Annotated in this window: 12 protein-coding genes and 2 pseudogenes; 9 read left to right on the forward strand and 5 right to left on the reverse strand. The window is 71.5% G+C overall.

Annotation, left to right across the window (positions count from 1 at the left end):
* Nucleotides 1-2 precede the first annotated feature (2 nt).
* From QFZ74_RS18010 to QFZ74_RS18020, 3 genes are all read right to left on the reverse strand, one after another.
* A complete protein-coding gene (locus tag QFZ74_RS18010) occupies nucleotides 3-1,568 on the reverse strand; it encodes a hypothetical protein (RefSeq protein ID WP_307621842.1) in 1,566 nt (521 codons plus the stop codon).
* The gene (locus QFZ74_RS18015) at nucleotides 1,565-2,584 is read right to left on the reverse strand and encodes a trypsin-like peptidase domain-containing protein (RefSeq protein ID WP_307621843.1); all 1,020 of its coding nucleotides are present in this window, start codon (nucleotides 2,582-2,584) and stop codon (nucleotides 1,565-1,567) included. Before QFZ74_RS18015 ends, QFZ74_RS18010 begins: the two co-directional genes overlap by 4 nt.
* Before the next feature lie 105 nt (nucleotides 2,585-2,689).
* Nucleotides 2,690-3,367 carry a hypothetical protein gene (locus tag QFZ74_RS18020; protein WP_307621844.1) on the reverse strand — a complete coding sequence of 226 codons (678 nt, stop codon included), beginning with the start codon at nucleotides 3,365-3,367 and terminating at the stop codon, nucleotides 2,690-2,692.
* Between the two features lie 327 nt (nucleotides 3,368-3,694).
* On the opposite strand from QFZ74_RS18020, the gene hemL reads away from it, so the two are divergent.
* From hemL to QFZ74_RS18060, 8 genes and pseudogenes are all read left to right on the forward strand, one after another.
* Nucleotides 3,695-5,038 (forward strand): glutamate-1-semialdehyde 2,1-aminomutase, encoded by a 1,344-nt coding sequence (hemL, locus tag QFZ74_RS18025; protein WP_307621845.1) that lies wholly within the window; start codon nucleotides 3,695-3,697, stop codon nucleotides 5,036-5,038.
* A 32-nt stretch (nucleotides 5,039-5,070) separates the two neighbouring features.
* Complete coding sequence (locus tag QFZ74_RS18030) at nucleotides 5,071-5,718, forward strand: histidine phosphatase family protein (protein ID WP_307624190.1); 648 nt, start codon at nucleotides 5,071-5,073, stop codon at nucleotides 5,716-5,718.
* Nucleotides 5,719-5,829: 111 nt separating this feature from the next.
* Complete coding sequence (locus QFZ74_RS18035) at nucleotides 5,830-7,134, forward strand: hypothetical protein (RefSeq protein WP_307621846.1); 1,305 nt, start codon at nucleotides 5,830-5,832, stop codon at nucleotides 7,132-7,134.
* Between the two features lie 66 nt (nucleotides 7,135-7,200).
* Nucleotides 7,201-7,791 carry a TlpA disulfide reductase family protein gene (locus QFZ74_RS18040; protein WP_307621847.1) on the forward strand — a complete coding sequence of 197 codons (591 nt, stop codon included), beginning with the start codon at nucleotides 7,201-7,203 and terminating at the stop codon, nucleotides 7,789-7,791.
* A 1-nt stretch (nucleotide 7,792) separates the two neighbouring features.
* Entirely contained in the window at nucleotides 7,793-8,566 is a 774-nt protein-coding gene (locus tag QFZ74_RS18045; RefSeq protein ID WP_307621848.1) for a cytochrome c biogenesis CcdA family protein, read from the forward strand.
* 4 nt (nucleotides 8,567-8,570) lie between these two features.
* Nucleotides 8,571-10,307 carry a cytochrome c biogenesis protein ResB gene (locus tag QFZ74_RS18050; RefSeq protein ID WP_307621849.1) on the forward strand — a complete coding sequence of 579 codons (1,737 nt, stop codon included), beginning with the start codon at nucleotides 8,571-8,573 and terminating at the stop codon, nucleotides 10,305-10,307.
* A gap of 186 nt (nucleotides 10,308-10,493) precedes the next feature.
* Nucleotides 10,494-11,577: pseudogene (gene ccsB / locus QFZ74_RS18055) on the forward strand (c-type cytochrome biogenesis protein CcsB).
* Nucleotides 11,578-11,602: 25 nt separating this feature from the next.
* Entirely contained in the window at nucleotides 11,603-12,007 is a 405-nt protein-coding gene (locus tag QFZ74_RS18060) for an SRPBCC domain-containing protein (protein ID WP_307621850.1), read from the forward strand.
* A 28-nt stretch (nucleotides 12,008-12,035) separates the two neighbouring features.
* On the opposite strand, the pseudogene QFZ74_RS18065 reads toward QFZ74_RS18060, so the two are convergent.
* Nucleotides 12,036-13,419, reverse strand: a pseudogene (locus QFZ74_RS18065) (condensation domain-containing protein).
* Nucleotides 13,420-13,613: 194 nt separating this feature from the next.
* Nucleotides 13,614-14,063 (reverse strand): nucleoside deaminase, encoded by a 450-nt coding sequence (locus QFZ74_RS18070; RefSeq protein ID WP_307621851.1) that lies wholly within the window; start codon nucleotides 14,061-14,063, stop codon nucleotides 13,614-13,616.
* A 112-nt stretch (nucleotides 14,064-14,175) separates the two neighbouring features.
* Here QFZ74_RS18070 and QFZ74_RS18075 point away from each other — a divergent pair, with 112 nt between their 5' ends.
* Nucleotides 14,176-14,943, forward strand: coding sequence for a CDP-alcohol phosphatidyltransferase family protein (locus tag QFZ74_RS18075; RefSeq protein ID WP_307621852.1), 768 nt, complete (start codon nucleotides 14,176-14,178; stop codon nucleotides 14,941-14,943).
* Nucleotides 14,944-15,104: the final 161 nt, after the last annotated feature.

Below are 15,104 nucleotides of genomic sequence, written 5' to 3' on the forward strand. Positions count from 1 at the left end.
TCCTACCCTCCCCCCTGCGCGGATGAATCCGCCGTGTCGCCCCGGCCGCCGGGAAGGCGGTAGGGGTCGTCCCAGAGCAGTGCCGCGTGGCGGCCGAGAGCAAAGGAGCCACCCCCTGAAGCATCCTCGCCCCCTGCCTCGATACGCAACGACCTGACTGCGTCCGGTAACCGATGTATTCCCTTGCGCGACGTAAGTTCTAGCAGTTGATCCCGGAACGCCGGGTCTATTCCGCCGCGTCTGTCCCAGACCACGATCGGCACGCCCGCCCTGAGGGACGCGTCCAGCTCGTCCGCCCCCGACCACGTGGTCCCGCGAGTGCCGGGCGGGCCGCTGAGCACGACCATCACCGGGTGCGGGTCGGTGAGCAGACGGCTGCGGCCGTCCTCCGGGAACCAGTGCACCGGCCCCCCGCAGCCGGTCACCAGGGCGTCCCAGCGCCTGGCCCAGCGTCCATGCGTGTCCGCGCGTTCCATCCTTTCGAGGCTGCGCAGCACGACCGGATGATCCTCCCCGAGCGTGCTGTCCGCGCTGTGGAAACCTTGCTTCGCCCAGGTCTCGACCGGAAGGTCCAGAAGATCCCTCGGCAGCAGGAACTCCAGCGTCAGATCCTCCTTGCAGAAGTACGCCCACCCCGTCTCGGCCTGCTCCACCAGCGACTTGACCTGCTCGGGCAGGTGCGCCACATCGATGCGCATGTCCCCGCCGCGGACCGGATACGGCGTCGGGCCGCCGGACTGCCACCAGTACGTCAGCAGCCGTTCGCTCTCGTAGTCCGGATCGAGCAGCGGACGCAGCCGTACGAGCAGACAGGCGCCGGGCGTCCACACGGTGTCCGCCGCCTCGCCGGGCAGCGGCACCGGCGGCGCGGAGACGGCGTACTCGCACGTGGCGGGCGTGGCAGATGCGGCCGGGGCGGGCGGCATGGGGGCCGGAGCGGACGGGGGCCGGCCCGGTCCCGAGGGGAATGCGGGGGGCGCCTCGGGACACACGCGGTGCTCCGCCGCCCAGTCGAGCAGTTCCTGCTGGCTGCTCTTGGCGTAGCGGGCCAGGTGCTCGACGAGCAGGACGCAGGGGAGCGCCTCGCCGGGGCGGGCGTTGAGCGTGGCCGCGTGCAGGACCGCCGACCACGGCTCCGTGCAGTGGGCGGGCAGCGGGTCGGGCCGGTGGCCCAGCGCCTCCTGGAACACGAGGGCCAGATCGAGGACTTCGAGGCCGCTCAGCAGCGCCATGAGCTGTTCCCAGTCGCGGGCCGGGAACAGGGGCACCTCGGCGAGCGCGATCGCGGTCCGCACCCGCGCCATGTGGCGGGTCTCCCCCTCCCACATCGAGACGACGCTGCCCAGGACCTGGAAGCCGTCCGGGAAGGGCATGACCTCGGTGAGCAGGAACAGCAGGGTGACCCGACGCCGGCCGCTGCCGGGCAGCGTGATCGTGGTGCCCAGCAGCCGGCCCGCCTGGCGGGCGCACTCGTGGAGCAGCGACGGCGTCTCCTCGAAGCAGGGCAGGGAGTCCAGCGCGTCGAGGAGGATCTTGGGCGGCGCCCACGAACCGTGCGAGGGAGTCACCGGGCCTCGCCCCCCGGGTCAGCGGGCCACAGCCGCTCGACGAGATCGGCCGCGGCGCGGGCGGGCTCCGACTCGTCGTCGATCAGCCGCAGGGCGTTCAGCAGCGCCTGCCGTCCGCCGCGGTGGTCCACACACGCCTGCACGATGTGGAAGGCCTGGAGCCTCGGGCGGGGGTTGTCCCGGATGCCGCGCCGGATGGGCGGCGGCAGCAGACGGCGCAGGACCACCGGCCCGTCCTCGTCGATCTGCGGCACGTTCAACAGCGCGTCGGCCAGGGCGAACTGGTCCCGGTCCGACGGCAGTTCAGCGGGCCGTCGCTGCGAGGGCAGCGTGAGGGGAGGCCACGGTTCGGGGCGTCTCACCCAGGACGCCAGCGGCGGCCACAGCTCGGCCATCGCCTCCACGGGGAGCATCCAGGCGACTTTGGCCTGGGGGTCGGTGTAGGCGGCGGTGACCATCCCGACCACCGTGCGCCGCGCCGGATCCCACACCCCGCCGCCGCTGAAGCCCGGGGTGATGCCCGCACCACCGGCAGTCGTCCGCTCCAGCTGGACCCAGTGCCGGTACCGGCCGCCGCGCCCCGCGAGCACGGCCGAGGACCACAGTCCGTCGGGCACCCCGCGGGGATGGCCGAACACGCTCACCTCGCGCCGGTCCGGCTCGCCACAGGGACCGAGCGTCGCCGGAACCACGTCGTTGGGAGGTGACCAGCTCACCCGCAGGACGGCGAGATCCCCGCCCGGACCCCCCAGCAGCGGGCCGGGAAACCAGCCGTCCGCGACGACGCCCGCCTCGCCCGCCGCCACCTCCGGACGCCCGGGGATATCGACGAGGACCCGCTGCCGCGGCGCGCCCGCCACCGGCCCGGCCTGCCCGGTCGACGCCGCCGCGGCCACCACGTGCGCACAGGTCAGCACCACATCGGGCGCCACCAGGATGCCGGCCCCGCGCACGACGCCCTGCGGCGACAGCACCCGCACTCTTCCTAAGGCGGCCGAACCCGCCAAGTCCCCCATGGACACTGCCCCTTCCCCCGTGCCGCGTGTGTATCCCGGAGCTTTACCGGAAGTGGCGCGGGTGAACCATCGGCACGGACGCGACCGGGGCAGGGCGCACCGGGGTCACGGCCACACCAGGCAGTACGGCTGATGCCCCGCCTCGTGCAGCCTATGGCTGAAGTCCTGCCATTCGTGCAGGAGTTGGTAGACATTGAAGGCGTCGCTCGGGCCGCCGCGGTCCGGGACCGTGGACCAGATGAACGCCGCGGCGCCCACCGCCTCCTCGCCGATCTCGCGCAGCGGGTCCACCACCGTCATGGGGAGCTTGACCACCGCGTAGTCCGGGTGCAGGACGACGAGTTCGAGGGGCGGCACCTTGTGCAGCGGGACGCCCTCGATGCCGGTCAGCACCATGGCCGCCATGGTCTCCGGCTTGATCTTGGTGAACATGCCGCCCATGCCGAGCTCGTCGCCGCCGAGTTCCTCCGGGCGCATCGAGATCGGGACGCGAGCCGCGGTCGCGCCGTCGGGCGCACCGAAGTACTTGTACGTCACAGCCACCCGACCAGCCTTCCCGCTCCCCGCGGCCCGGAGCCTCGCCCGGAGGCCGTCGGCCTCGCGGTCGATGGGCTGCCGCCGGTCGATGAGCTCGGACTCGCTCGGTGCCCGCGATATGTCCGGCACACCCTGTGCCTGCCGTGTCTCGGTCGTGTCCTCCGCGTCGCGTCGGTGCCTTCCCCGCCGGGCTCGCCGAGGACCAAGGTCATCGGTCCCCTCGCCCAGTCCGCCACCGCGATGCATATCTCCACCCGACTGCTTTTCTAGGACGCGTAGCCCCCGCCGCGCAACCCGATCATCGTGTCAGTGACCTCCCCCACGGCCGCTCGCCGAAACGTGCGTGGGAGACAGCGGTCCGCAGGATCTTCGCAGGCTCGGACGACCCTGCGCCGCCCGAGCTGTGTATCCGTGTGTATCAGCTAGCAGTCTCGCAGATGGCGACGGATCGCCCCCGCGCCTTCCGGACCCCTCGCGGCGTCGGCCTACCCTGAGGAGGTCACCCGGCGGCCGGAGGCCGGGAGGCTCCGCGGGAGCGGAGAAGGTCGGAGAAGGTCGGAGACATCGCAGGTCATGAGCGAAACGCCCACGTCGGGAGCGCCTTCGGGAGCGCCCTACCCCTATGAAGCGCCTGCGTCGCAGGCCCTGTTCGACCGCGCGTCCGTCGTCACGCCGGGTGGCGTGAACTCCCCGGTGCGCGCCTTCCGCGCGGTGGGGGGCACGCCCCGGTTCATGGTGTCCGGCAGCGGTCCCTACCTCCGGGACGCCGACGGCCGGGAGTACGTCGACCTGGTCTGCTCCTGGGGTCCGATGATCCTCGGGCACGCGCACCCCGAGGTGATCGGCGCCGTCCAGGAGGCCGTGGCACGCGGTACGTCCTTCGGGACGCCCGGCGAGGGCGAGGTCGCCCTCGCCGAGGAGATCGTCGCCCGCGTCGAGCCGGTCGAGCAGGTGCGGCTCGTGTCCAGCGGGACCGAGGCCACCATGTCGGCCATCCGGCTCGCGCGCGGCTTCACCGGCCGGTCCAAGGTGATCAAGTTCGCCGGCTGCTACCACGGGCACGTCGACGCCCTGCTCGCCGCCGCCGGGTCCGGCCTCGCCACCTTCGCGCTGCCCGACACCCCGGGCGTCACCGGGGCCCAGGCCGGCGACACGATCGTGCTGCCGTACAACGATCTGGAGGCCGTGCGCGAGGCGTTCCGCCGTCACCCCGGCGAGATCGCGTGCGTCATCACCGAGGCCTCGCCCGGCAACATGGGCGTCGTCCCGCCGGAGCCCGGCTTCAACCAGGGGCTCGCCGACGTGTGCCAAGAGAACGGCGCGCTGTACATCTCTGACGAGGTCATGACCGGCTTCCGCACCAGCAGGAGCGGCTGGTACGGGGTCGACGGCGTCCGGCCCGACCTCATGACGTTCGGCAAGGTCATGGGCGGCGGCTTCCCGGCCGCCGCGTTCGGCGGACGGGCCGACGTGATGGCCCACCTCGCCCCGGCCGGCCCGGTCTACCAGGCGGGCACCCTCTCCGGGAACCCGGTCGCCACCGCCGCGGGCCTGGCTCAGCTGCGGCTGCTCGACGACGCCGCGTACGACACCGTCGACGCCGTGTCCGAGCAGATCCAGGGCCTGGTCACCGAGGCCCTCACCAAGGAGGGCGTCGCCCACCGGCTGCAGACCGCCTCCAACATGTTCTCCGTGTTCTTCACCGACCAGCCGGTGCGGAACTACGAGGACGCGAAGGCGCAGGAGTCGTTCCGCTTCAACGCCTTCTTCCACTCGCTGCTGGCGAACGGCGTCTACCTGCCGCCGTCGTCCTTCGAGTCCTGGTTCGTGTCCACGGCCCACGACGAGCGGGCCCTCCAGAAGATCGCTGACGCCCTTCCGGCGGCGGCCCGGGCTGCCGCGGAGGCCACCGCGTGAGCGAGAACAAGGACATCACCGTCGTCCACCTCATGCGGCACGGCGAGGTGGAGAACCCCGACGGGATCCTCTACGGCAGGCTGCCCGGCTACCACCTGTCGGGGCTCGGGCGGCAGATGGCCGACCGGGTCGCCGACCACCTGTCCTCGCGCGACGTGACGTACGTCGTGGCCTCCCCGCTGGAGCGCGCGCAGGAGACCGCCACCCCGATCGCCAAGACGCACGGTCTCGACCTCGACACCGACGCGCGGCTCATCGAGGCCGACAACATCTTCCAGGGCAAGACCTTCGGCGTCGGCGACGGCGCCCTGCGCAAGCCGGAGAACTGGAAGCACCTGGTCAACCCGTTCAAGCCGTCCTGGGGCGAGCCGTACGTCGACCAGGTCGTGCGGATGAAGCGCGCGCTGGACGCCGCCCGGGACAAGGCGCGCGGGCACGAGGCCGTGCTGGTCAGCCATCAGCTGCCGATCTGGATCGTGCGCTCGTACATCGAGAAGCGGCGGCTGTGGCACGACCCGCGCAAGCGGCAGTGCACGCTCGCCTCGCTGACGACGTTCACGTACCAGGGGGACCGGATCGTCTCGGTCGGCTACACCGAGCCCGCCCGCGATCTGGTCCCGGCCCATCTCCTCGCCGGCGCCAAGCCGGTGAAGGGGAAGGGCAAGGGGTACGGAGCCTGAGACAGGTTCGCCACGTTCGTTGCGCGATCCGGACGCGCGGGCGGAACCGCCCCGTTCGTCACGCCCTCTGAGTGGGTGACCACCAGCAGGACGTGACGAATCGGGGGCCTCATGCGCACCTTCTCCCGGAGGGGACTACTCGGGCTCGGCGCGGGCGCGGCGACCGCCGCGGCCACCGCCGGCCTCGCCGGCTGCGGCACGACCAGGGCGACGGGCGACGGCGCGCACGGGACGGGTTCCTCACCGGACCCGGGTTCCGTACCGGGGGCGCGGGGCGGAGGCGAGCACGCCACCCGTCCCCGCCACTCCGTCCGGCTCATCGGCGACGGTTCCACGTCCTTCACCGGGCCGCAGCCCCACCAGCCCGCCCGGCCCGAGCCGCTGGAGCCGGGCAAGGCCCCGCCACAGTTCGTGGTCTTCTCCTGGGACGGGGCGGCCGAGGTCGGCAACGGGCTCTTCCCGCGCTTCCTCGACCTCGCCCGCGACCACGGCGCGAGCATGACCTTCTTCCTCTCCGGGCTGTATCTGCTGCCCGAGTCCAAGCGGCGGCTGTACGACCCCCCGAACAACCCGCGCGGCGCCTCCGACATCGGCTACCTCACCGACGAGCACATCGGGGCCACGCTGGCGAACGTCCGCCGCGCCTGGCTGGAGGGGCACGAGATCGGCACCCACTTCAACGGGCACTTCTGCGGCGGCCGCGGCTCGGTCGGCAACTGGACCGCCCAGCAGTGGCACAGCGAGATACGCCAGGCCAAGTCCTTCGTCAAGGAGTGGCGCACGAACACCGGCCGGCGGGACCTGCCCTCGCTGCCGTTCGACTACGACAAGGAACTGGTCGGTGGCCGGACGCCCTGTCTGCTCGGCCAGAGCAACCTGCTGCCCGCCGCCCGCGACCTCGGCTGGCGCTACGACGCCTCCTCGCCCGGCGGCCGTCAGGTCTGGCCCGACCGGAAGCAGGGTATCTGGGACCTGCCGTTGCAGCAGATCCCCTTCCCGGGGCGTTCCTTCGAGGTCCTGTCGATGGACTACAACATGCTGGCCAACCAGTCGGTCAACTCGACCCAGGCCCCGCCCCACAACTACCCGGGCTGGCGGCGGCAGTCGGCCCAGGCGTACATATCCGGCTTCGAGCGGGCATATAAGACAAACCGCGCACCCTTCTTCATCGGCAACCACTTCGAGCAGTGGAACGGCGGCATCTACATGGACGCCGTGGAGGAGGCCTTCCGGCACATCGCGCGGGAGAAGGAGAAGGGCGCGGACGTACGGCTGGTCTCCTTCCGGCAGTTCGTCGACTGGCTGGACGTGCAGAAGCCCGAGGTGCTCGCCCGGCTGCGCTCGCTGGAGGTCGGGCAGCAGCCTCGGCAGGGGTGGAAGGAATACCTGTCGGAAGGGGCCCCGAGCGCGGCCTGAAATGGGGGTTCGTCCCCGTGAGGGGGGCGCCCAAGATCCCCGGAACGGCCATGCGAAACTTTTCACATGAGTACCCGTAGCCGCGCCGTCCTGTTCAGCGCCATGGCCGCCGCCGCGGCTCTGACCCTGTCCGCGTGCGGCTCCGGCGGCACCTCCGGCGGGGGCGGAAACACCAACTTCGTCACCGGCGACAACGGCATCGACACGGCCGCCCAGGGCAAGCGGGCGGCCGCCCCGGACCTGTCCGGCAGGACGATCGACGGCAAGACCCTCGACGTCGCCGACTACAAGGGCAAGGTCGTCGTCCTCAACGTGTGGGGCTCGTGGTGCGGTCCGTGCCGCGCGGAGGCCCCGTACTTCGCCAAGGTCTCCAAGGAGTACCGGGACAAGGGCGTGCAGTTCGTCGGCATCAACACCCGGGACACCAGCACCACCCCCGCGGTCGCCTTCGAGAAGCAGCGCGGAATCACCTACCCGAGCCTGTACGACCCGACCGGCAAGCTCATGCTCCGGTTCGAGAAGGGCACGCTCAACCCGCAGCTGATCCCGTCCACGCTCGTCCTCGACCGGCACGGCAAGGTCGCCGCGCGTGCGCTGCAGGCGCTGAGCGAGGAGGACCTGGTCAAGATGATCAAGCCGGTCCTGGCGGAGAAGTGACGTGAGCGCGATGCTGACGCTCGCCGCGGAGACGGGGCGCAACGCGACCGTCCTGAGCGGCGCCCTGCTCCTCGCCCTGCCGGTCGCCGTGCTCGGCGGGCTCATCTCCTTCTTCTCCCCGTGCGTACTGCCGCTCGTCCCCGGCTACCTCTCCTACGTGACCGGCGTCACCGGCACCGACCTCGGCGACGCCCGCCGGGGCCGGATGGCCGCGGGCGCCGGACTGTTCGTGCTGGGCTTCACCGCCGTGTTCGTCTCCGGCGGGGCGCTGTTCGGGTTCTTCGGGCAGACGCTCCAGGAGTACCGGGACACCACGTCCAAGGTGCTCGGCGTGCTGATGATCCTGCTGGGCGTGTTCTTCATGGGGCTGATGCCCTGGCTGACCCAGCGTGAGTTCCGCTTCCACAAGCGGCCGGCCACGGGACTGGTGGGCGCGCCGGTCCTCGGCGCGCTGTTCGGGATCGGCTGGACGCCCTGCATCGGCCCGACGCTCGCCTCCGTGGTCGCCCTGTCGTCCCAGCAGGCCAGCGCCGGCCGCGGCGCCCTGCTGACCGTCGCGTACTGCCTGGGCCTCGGCGTCCCGTTCGTGCTCACCGCCGTCGCCTTCCGCAAGGCCCTGGGCGCCTTCGGCTGGGTCAAGCGCCACTATGTCTGGGTGATGCGCATCGGCGGCACGATGATGATCGTGACCGGTGTGCTGCTGCTGACCGGGGCGTGGGACCGCCTGGTGCAGGAGATGCAGACCTGGTCCGACGGCTTCACTGTGGGGATCTGAACCGATGAGCACGACTGCGAAAACAGGGCCGGACAACGCCGGGGCCGAGGACCAGGACCTGGGCGCCGCGGGCTCCCAGCTCTCCACCGCACCCGTGGAGGACGCGCCCGGCGTGCCCTCCCTCGGCGTCATCGGCTGGGCGCGCTGGTTCTGGCGCCAGCTCACCTCTATGCGGGTCGCGCTGCTGCTGCTCCTGCTGCTGTCGCTCGGCGCGATCCCCGGTTCGCTGATCCCGCAGACCGGCATCGACGCCACCAAGGTCGCCGACTTCCGCAAGGCCCACGAGACGCTCGCGCCGGTCTACGACAAGCTCGGCCTCTTCCACGTCTACAGCTCGGTGTGGTTCTCCGCGATCTACATCCTGCTGTTCGTCTCCCTCATCGGCTGCATCGTGCCCCGCACCTGGCAGTTCACGGGCCAGCTGCGCGGCCGTCCGCCGGGCGCCCCCAAGCGGCTGACCCGGCTGCCCGCGTACACGACCTGGCGCACCGAGACCGACCCCGAGCGGGTCCGCGAGGCCGCGCTCGCGCTGCTGAAGAAGCGCCGCTTCCGCGCCCACCTCGCCGGTGACGCGGTCGCCGCCGAGAAGGGGTACGTCCGCGAGCTGGGCAACCTGGTCTTCCACATCGCGCTGATCGTGCTGCTGATCGCCTTCGCGTGGGGCCAGTTGTACAAGTCGGACGGCACCAAGCTGGTCGTCGAGGGCGACGGGTTCTCCAACTCGATGCTCCAGTACGACGACTTCAAGTCCGGCAGCCTCTTCAGCAACGACGACCTGGTGCCGTTCAGCTTCGACCTCAAGGACTTCAAGGGCACCTACGAGGTGTCCGGTCCCAACAAGGGCACCCCGCGCACCTACCAGGCCCGGCTCGCCTACAGCGAGGGCGCGTACGGCAGGCAGAAGCCGGTCACCGTCAAGGTCAACCGGCCGCTGCACATCGGCGACGCCAAGGTGTACCTCGTCAGCCACGGCTACGCGCCGGTCGTGACCGTCCGCGACGGCAAGGGCCGCGTCGTCTACCACGACGCCGTGCCGCTGCTGCCGCTCGACGGCAACGTGACCTCCTCCGGCGTGGTCAAGGTGATGGACGGCTACAAGAACCCGAAGGGCGCGAGCGAACAGCTCGGCTTCCAGGCGTTCTTCGTGCCGACCTTCGGCGGCCGGGCGAGCGGCACGATGCTGTCCCGGTTCCCGGCGCTGCTGAACCCCCTGCTCGCGGTGAACGCGTACCACGGTGACCTGGGCGTCGACTCGGGGCTGCCGCAGAGCGTGTACCAGCTCGACAAGAAGCACATGAAGGAGTTCAAGGACCCCCAGGGCAACCTGCTGAAGAAGCTGCTGAAGCCCGGCCAGTCCCTCACACTCCCGAACGGCGCCGGCTCGATCACCTTCGAGAAGGACATCAAGGAGTGGGCCGGCTTCGAGGTCGTCCAGGAGCCGGCCGGCGGCTGGGCGCTCGGCGGCGCCGTCGCCGCGATCTTCGGCCTGGCCGCGTCCCTGTTCATCCAGCGCCGCCGCGTCTGGGTGCGCGCCGTGCGGGGCGCCGACGGCGTCACCGTCGTCGAGATGGCCGGCCTCGGCCGCAGCGAGTCCGCCAAGGTGCCCGAGGAGCTGGGCGAGCTGGCCGGAATCCTCTACGACCAGGCGCCCGGGGCCCCGGGTGACCCGGAGGCGGAGCCGGACGGTGTCTCCGACTCCGACTCCGACGCTGCAGTAGCCGCCGAAGGGGCTGAGCGTTGAATCCTCTCCCTTGCGGATCCAGGGAGATTCCTGGCTCACGCAGCCCGGTGGACCAGCGGCCCCCGAGGTCTTCCACGATCAACGCCAGCCGGGTTGAAACCAGCCCGGTAATACGACCGCAAGCTTCCTGCAGACTTCACCGCCCGACCGCAAGTCGCCGGGATACTCACCCGAAGGAGGGCTGAGGTGACTCTCGCCGCCGCCACCAACGAACACCTCGCGAGCCTCAGCAACAACCTGATCTACTCGTCGATGGCCGTCTACACCCTGGCCTTCTTCGCGTACATCGCCGAGTGGCTCCTCGGCAGCCGCAGCAAGGTCGGCCGTACGGCCGCCGCCCTCACCGCCGACGCGTCGAAGACGGCGGGCGCGCCCGCCGTCACCGTGAAGAAGGCCGGGGGCACCGCCGTGCTGGAGCGGCCGAAGGTGGTCGTGCGGTCCGCGGTCGGCGCCCGGGACGTGCCGGACGGTCCCGGCGCCCACGGCGGCGACGAGCAGGGCGACCTCTAGCGGGCGGATCGCCATCTCCCTCACCGTGCTCGCCTTCCTCGTGGAGCTGGGCGGTGTCGTCACCCGCGCGGCCTCCGTGGAGCGGGCGCCGTGGGGCAACATGTACGAGTTCAACATCACCTTCTCCACGGTCGCCGTCGCCGTGTACCTGGGGCTGCTGGCGCTGAAGAAGAACGTCCGCTGGATGGGCCTGTTCCTCATCACCACGGTCCTCCTCGACCTCGGCCTCGCCGTCACGGTCCTGTACACCGCCAGCGACCAGCTGGTCCCGGCGCTGCACTCGTACTGGCTGTACATCCACGTCTCCACCGCGATCTTCTGCGGCGCGGTGTTCTACGTCGGCGCGGTCGCCACGATCCTGTACCTGTTCAAGGACTCGTACGAGAACAAGCTCCAGTCCGGCGGCACCCCCGGCACCTTCGCGACCTCGGTCCTGGAGCGGCTGCCCGCCTCCGCCTCGCTCGACAAGTTCGCCTACCGCGTCAACGCCGCCGTCTTCCCGCTGTGGACGTTCACGATCATCGCGGGCGCGATCTGGGCGGGTGACGCCTGGGGCCGGTACTGGAACTGGGACCCCAAGGAGACCTGGTCCTTCATCACGTGGATCGCCTACGCCTGCTACCTGCACGCCCGTGCCACGGCCGGCTGGAAGGGCCGCAAGGCCGCGTACCTTGCGATGATCGCGTTCGGTTGCTGGCTGTTCAACTACTACGGCGTCAACATCTTCGTGAGCGGCAAGCACTCCTACGCGGGCGTCTGAGTGCCCGGTCGGTGACACTGGTGTCATGAGCGGTTCCATCGAACAGGGCACCAGCCAGACCCACGGGAACACGCACATATCGCACTACCTGGTGCGGCTCCCACGGCCCATGGGCGACGTCTGGCCCGCGGTGGCCACCCCGGAGGGGCTCGCGGGGTGGTTCACCGACGCCGAGGAGCTCGAGCCCCGGCTGGGCGGCCATGTCACGTTGCGGGACCTGGGCAGCGGCCAGATCACCGCGTGGGACGTGGACCGCGTCGCCGAGTACACGGTGGAGGGCGGCGGCCGGATCCGCTTCCATCTGGAGCCGGACGGCGAGGACGGCAGCGCCCTGCGCTTCACCCACGAGTTCCAGGGCGAGGAGGAGCCGCAGCGGCACTGGCCCGCCCGATTCGAACGTCTGATTGACATCCTGGCGTCCGCCTCCTGAACGGCTCCCCGGCGGTCCGCGGTCCGGCTCAGGACGGACGGGCCACGCTCGTGACGACGTCCCGCAGCCGCTCGACGTACAGCCGCATGTTCTTGTACGCCACGTCGGTGTCGGGATAGCGGGCGGTGAACCACAGCCCCTCGTGCAGCCGGTTGACCCAGGCGCACACCTGGTCGCCGTACGACACTCGGACCAGTCCGTAGGCCTTCAGCGCGGCCCAGCGCTCGGCTCCCGGGATCTGGCGGGCGTCGACGTACGAGACGATCGAGTACAGGTCGGGGGAGGTCGGGCGGAAGTCCGAGCCGAGCAGGCGCAGCACCCGGGCCAGCGGCATCCGGGCCAGGGACCGGTTGGTCCGGAGCGCGGTGCGCACACGGCCGAGCGCGGCCGGGAAGTCCGGGGCCGGCGGGACCTCGATCGGGGCGCCGCCGACGTACCAGCCCACGGAGTCGGACCAGCGGGACTTCACGCGCGTGTGGAACGGCACCACCGTGCGGTACACGCTCTGGCCGCCGATCTCGTGGGCGACGAGGCTCGTGGCGGCGAGGACGCCGACCAGGCTCCCGCCGTAGGGACGGCAGTACGCCTCGAACGCGGCGGCGGCCTCCGCGTCCGCGAGCGGTTCGCACAGGAGCTTCTGGGTGGGCAGCGGGCCGGCCGGATCCAGGCCGAGGTCGAAGGGGAAGTTCGGCAGTCTCCCGTCGCAGCGGGCGATGAACTCCCGCCAGCGGGCGACGATCTGGTGCCCGGCGTCGATCCGGTCCGCGTCCGCCCGCTCGATCTCGCAGAAGTCGACGTAGCTGCTGACCGCGCGGCTGCTGGAGCGCGCGCCCCTCGGCGGCCGCCGCGTACAGCTCGTGGATCTCGGCGGGCAGGCGCTGCAGGGAGTACGAGTCGACGTTGGTGTGGTCGAAGGCCGCGTACACGCTCGTGCAGTCGTCCCGGACGACCGCCGCGTAGAGGAAGTTGGGCCAGGAGAGCGCGTCCGCGGCCACGTCGAAGCGGTCCTGGAGGTGGCGGACGAGGTGCTCGGGATCGGTGAACTCGCCGATGTCCTCCCGGCGCAGGGACACCTCGTGGGCGTCGAGGGTGAAGCGCCGCATCTCGTCGCCGGACCAGCGGAAGCCGCTGCGCAGCGTCTCGTGCCGCAACGTCCAGTGGCGCAGCGCCTGTTCGAGGAGGCCGAGGTCGACCCGGCCCGGGATGTCGAACGCCGAGCCCAGCCAGGTCGGCACGAACAGGCCGTCCTCGCGCACCGTCCGGGCGGTCCGGATGTGCGACTCCTGGTTGTACGCGGGCCGCCGGTGGTCCTCCGGCCGGGCGGTCGCCGCCGCGACGGTCGCCGGACTGAGTCTCCATTCGACGAGCCGACCGGGCCGGATCTCGCAGCGCTGGATGTCCGTCATTCGCACGGGACGTCTCCGTTCACAGTTGGGGGCTACGACCAGCGAAGGCCCCGACCGGGCGGGACACACGCGGTGTCCCGGCTTTTCAACGGAACGGATGTCGCCCCGAACGCGGAAGCGATCACTCCGCTGCGCGAGTCTCCGCTGCGCGCGTCCGGCTCGGTCCTCGGGTCTCAGGCGGCTCAGTCGTCCCAGGCCTCTCAGGCGCCGATGTCCTCGTGCCACAGGTCCGGATGGTCCTGGACGAAGGCGCGCATCAGCTCGATGCAGCCGGGGTCGTCCAGGAGCACGATCTCCACGCCGTGCTCGGCCAGCCAGCCGTGGCCGCCGTGGAAGGTGACTGCCTCGCCGATCACGACGCGCGAGATGCCGAACTGCCGTACCAGACCGGAGCAGTACCAGCAGGGCGACAGCGTCGTCACCATCGTCGTGCCGTTGTACGTCCGCTGCCGTCCCGCCGCGCGGAAGGCGGCCGTCTCCGCGTGCACGGACGGGTCGTCGTCCTGGACGCGGCGGTTGCGGCCGCGGCCGAGGAGGGTGCCGTCGGGGCCGTAGAGCGCGGCGCCGACGGGGATGCCGCCCTCGGCGAGGCCGGCGCGGGCCTCGGCGACGGCGGTGGCGAGCCAGGTGCGGGCCAGTTCCTGTTCCATGCCTTCACTTTCCCTCCTGCACCGCGGTGGGGCGGGCTGCGACTGCGTCGGTACCCTGACCCGATCGTCGCCGCGCGTGCGGCAGTTGGTCCGGTCGGTGGGAGGAACGTTCATGGGTGCTGCTCCGGTTCTGGAGGAGCTGCGGGAGGTCTGTCATCCGCACGCCAAGCTGGCGAGCCGCAACGGGGAGCACTGGGCGGGGCGCCTGTACATGCGGGCGGTCTCGCTGCGGCTGACCCGTCAGCTGGTGCGCACCTCCGTCACGCCGGACCAGCTGACCTGGACCATGGTGGTGTGCGGGGTCGCCTCCGGCGCGGCGCTCATGATCCCGGGCCTGACGGGCGCCGTCCTGGCCGTCGTCCTCATGCAGCTGTTCCTGCTCTTCGACTGTGCGGACGGCGAGGTCGCCCGCTGGAAGGGGCAGAACAGCGCGACCGGCATCTACGTCGACCGCCTCGGCGCCTATCTCGCGGACGCCGCGCTGATGGCGGGCGCCGGGTACCGCGCGGCGGAGAACGGCTTCGGCGGCTGGCTGTCGCTCGGTATCGCCACCGCCCTCGGCGTCGTCCTGCTCAAGGCCTCGACCGACCTGGTGGACGTGGCCCGGGCCCGCCGGGGCCTCACCGTCGTCGACGACGAGGCGACCCGCCCGCGCTCGCAGGGCGTCGCGGCCGTTCGCCGCCTCGCGGCAGCCTTCAAGATCCACCGCGTGACGAACGGCATAGAGGCCTCCCTGGTCCTGCTGGCCGCGGCCGTCGCCGACACACTGACCGGCGGAATCGACCCCACCCGCTGGACCCTGGCCGCCCTGGCCGCCATCACATGGCTGATGGTCCCGGCCCACCTGCTGTCGATCCTGTCTTCCTCGCGGCTGCGCTGAGGCGCCCGCGCGAGGAGGAGACAGGAATCCGGCCGCCGGCAGCGGCGGGGACCACGCGGCCGGCGGGCGCCGGGGCTTGCCGCGGCCCTCTCGGCCCGGTCTCCGTCCCCGCCCCTCGGCCTGACGCCCCGTGGCCCGCGGCCGTGGCGCGGCCCCGCGCA

This window comes from Streptomyces sp. V3I7 (genome assembly GCF_030817495.1).
In the GTDB taxonomy this organism is placed as follows: Bacteria; Actinomycetota; Actinomycetes; order Streptomycetales; family Streptomycetaceae; genus Streptomyces.

Bases quoted from the DNA above. Each gene is read 5' to 3' on its own strand.
- QFZ74_RS18015 (WP_307621843.1), bottom strand. From the start codon at position 2,584: ATGGGGGACTTGGCGGGTTCGGCCGCCTTAGGAAGAGTGCGGGTGCTG.
- QFZ74_RS18020 (WP_307621844.1), bottom strand. From the start codon at position 3,367: ATGCATCGCGGTGGCGGACTGGGCGAGGGGACCGATGACCTTGGTCCT.
- hemL (WP_307621845.1), top strand. From the start codon at position 3,695: ATGAGCGAAACGCCCACGTCGGGAGCGCCTTCGGGAGCGCCCTACCCC.
- QFZ74_RS18030 (WP_307624190.1), top strand. From the start codon at position 5,071: ATGCGGCACGGCGAGGTGGAGAACCCCGACGGGATCCTCTACGGCAGG.
- QFZ74_RS18035 (WP_307621846.1), top strand. From the start codon at position 5,830: ATGCGCACCTTCTCCCGGAGGGGACTACTCGGGCTCGGCGCGGGCGCG.
- QFZ74_RS18040 (WP_307621847.1), top strand. From the start codon at position 7,201: ATGAGTACCCGTAGCCGCGCCGTCCTGTTCAGCGCCATGGCCGCCGCC.
- QFZ74_RS18050 (WP_307621849.1), top strand. From the start codon at position 8,571: ATGAGCACGACTGCGAAAACAGGGCCGGACAACGCCGGGGCCGAGGAC.
- QFZ74_RS18060 (WP_307621850.1), top strand. From the start codon at position 11,603: ATGAGCGGTTCCATCGAACAGGGCACCAGCCAGACCCACGGGAACACG.
- QFZ74_RS18070 (WP_307621851.1), bottom strand. From the start codon at position 14,063: ATGGAACAGGAACTGGCCCGCACCTGGCTCGCCACCGCCGTCGCCGAG.
- QFZ74_RS18075 (WP_307621852.1), top strand. From the start codon at position 14,176: ATGGGTGCTGCTCCGGTTCTGGAGGAGCTGCGGGAGGTCTGTCATCCG.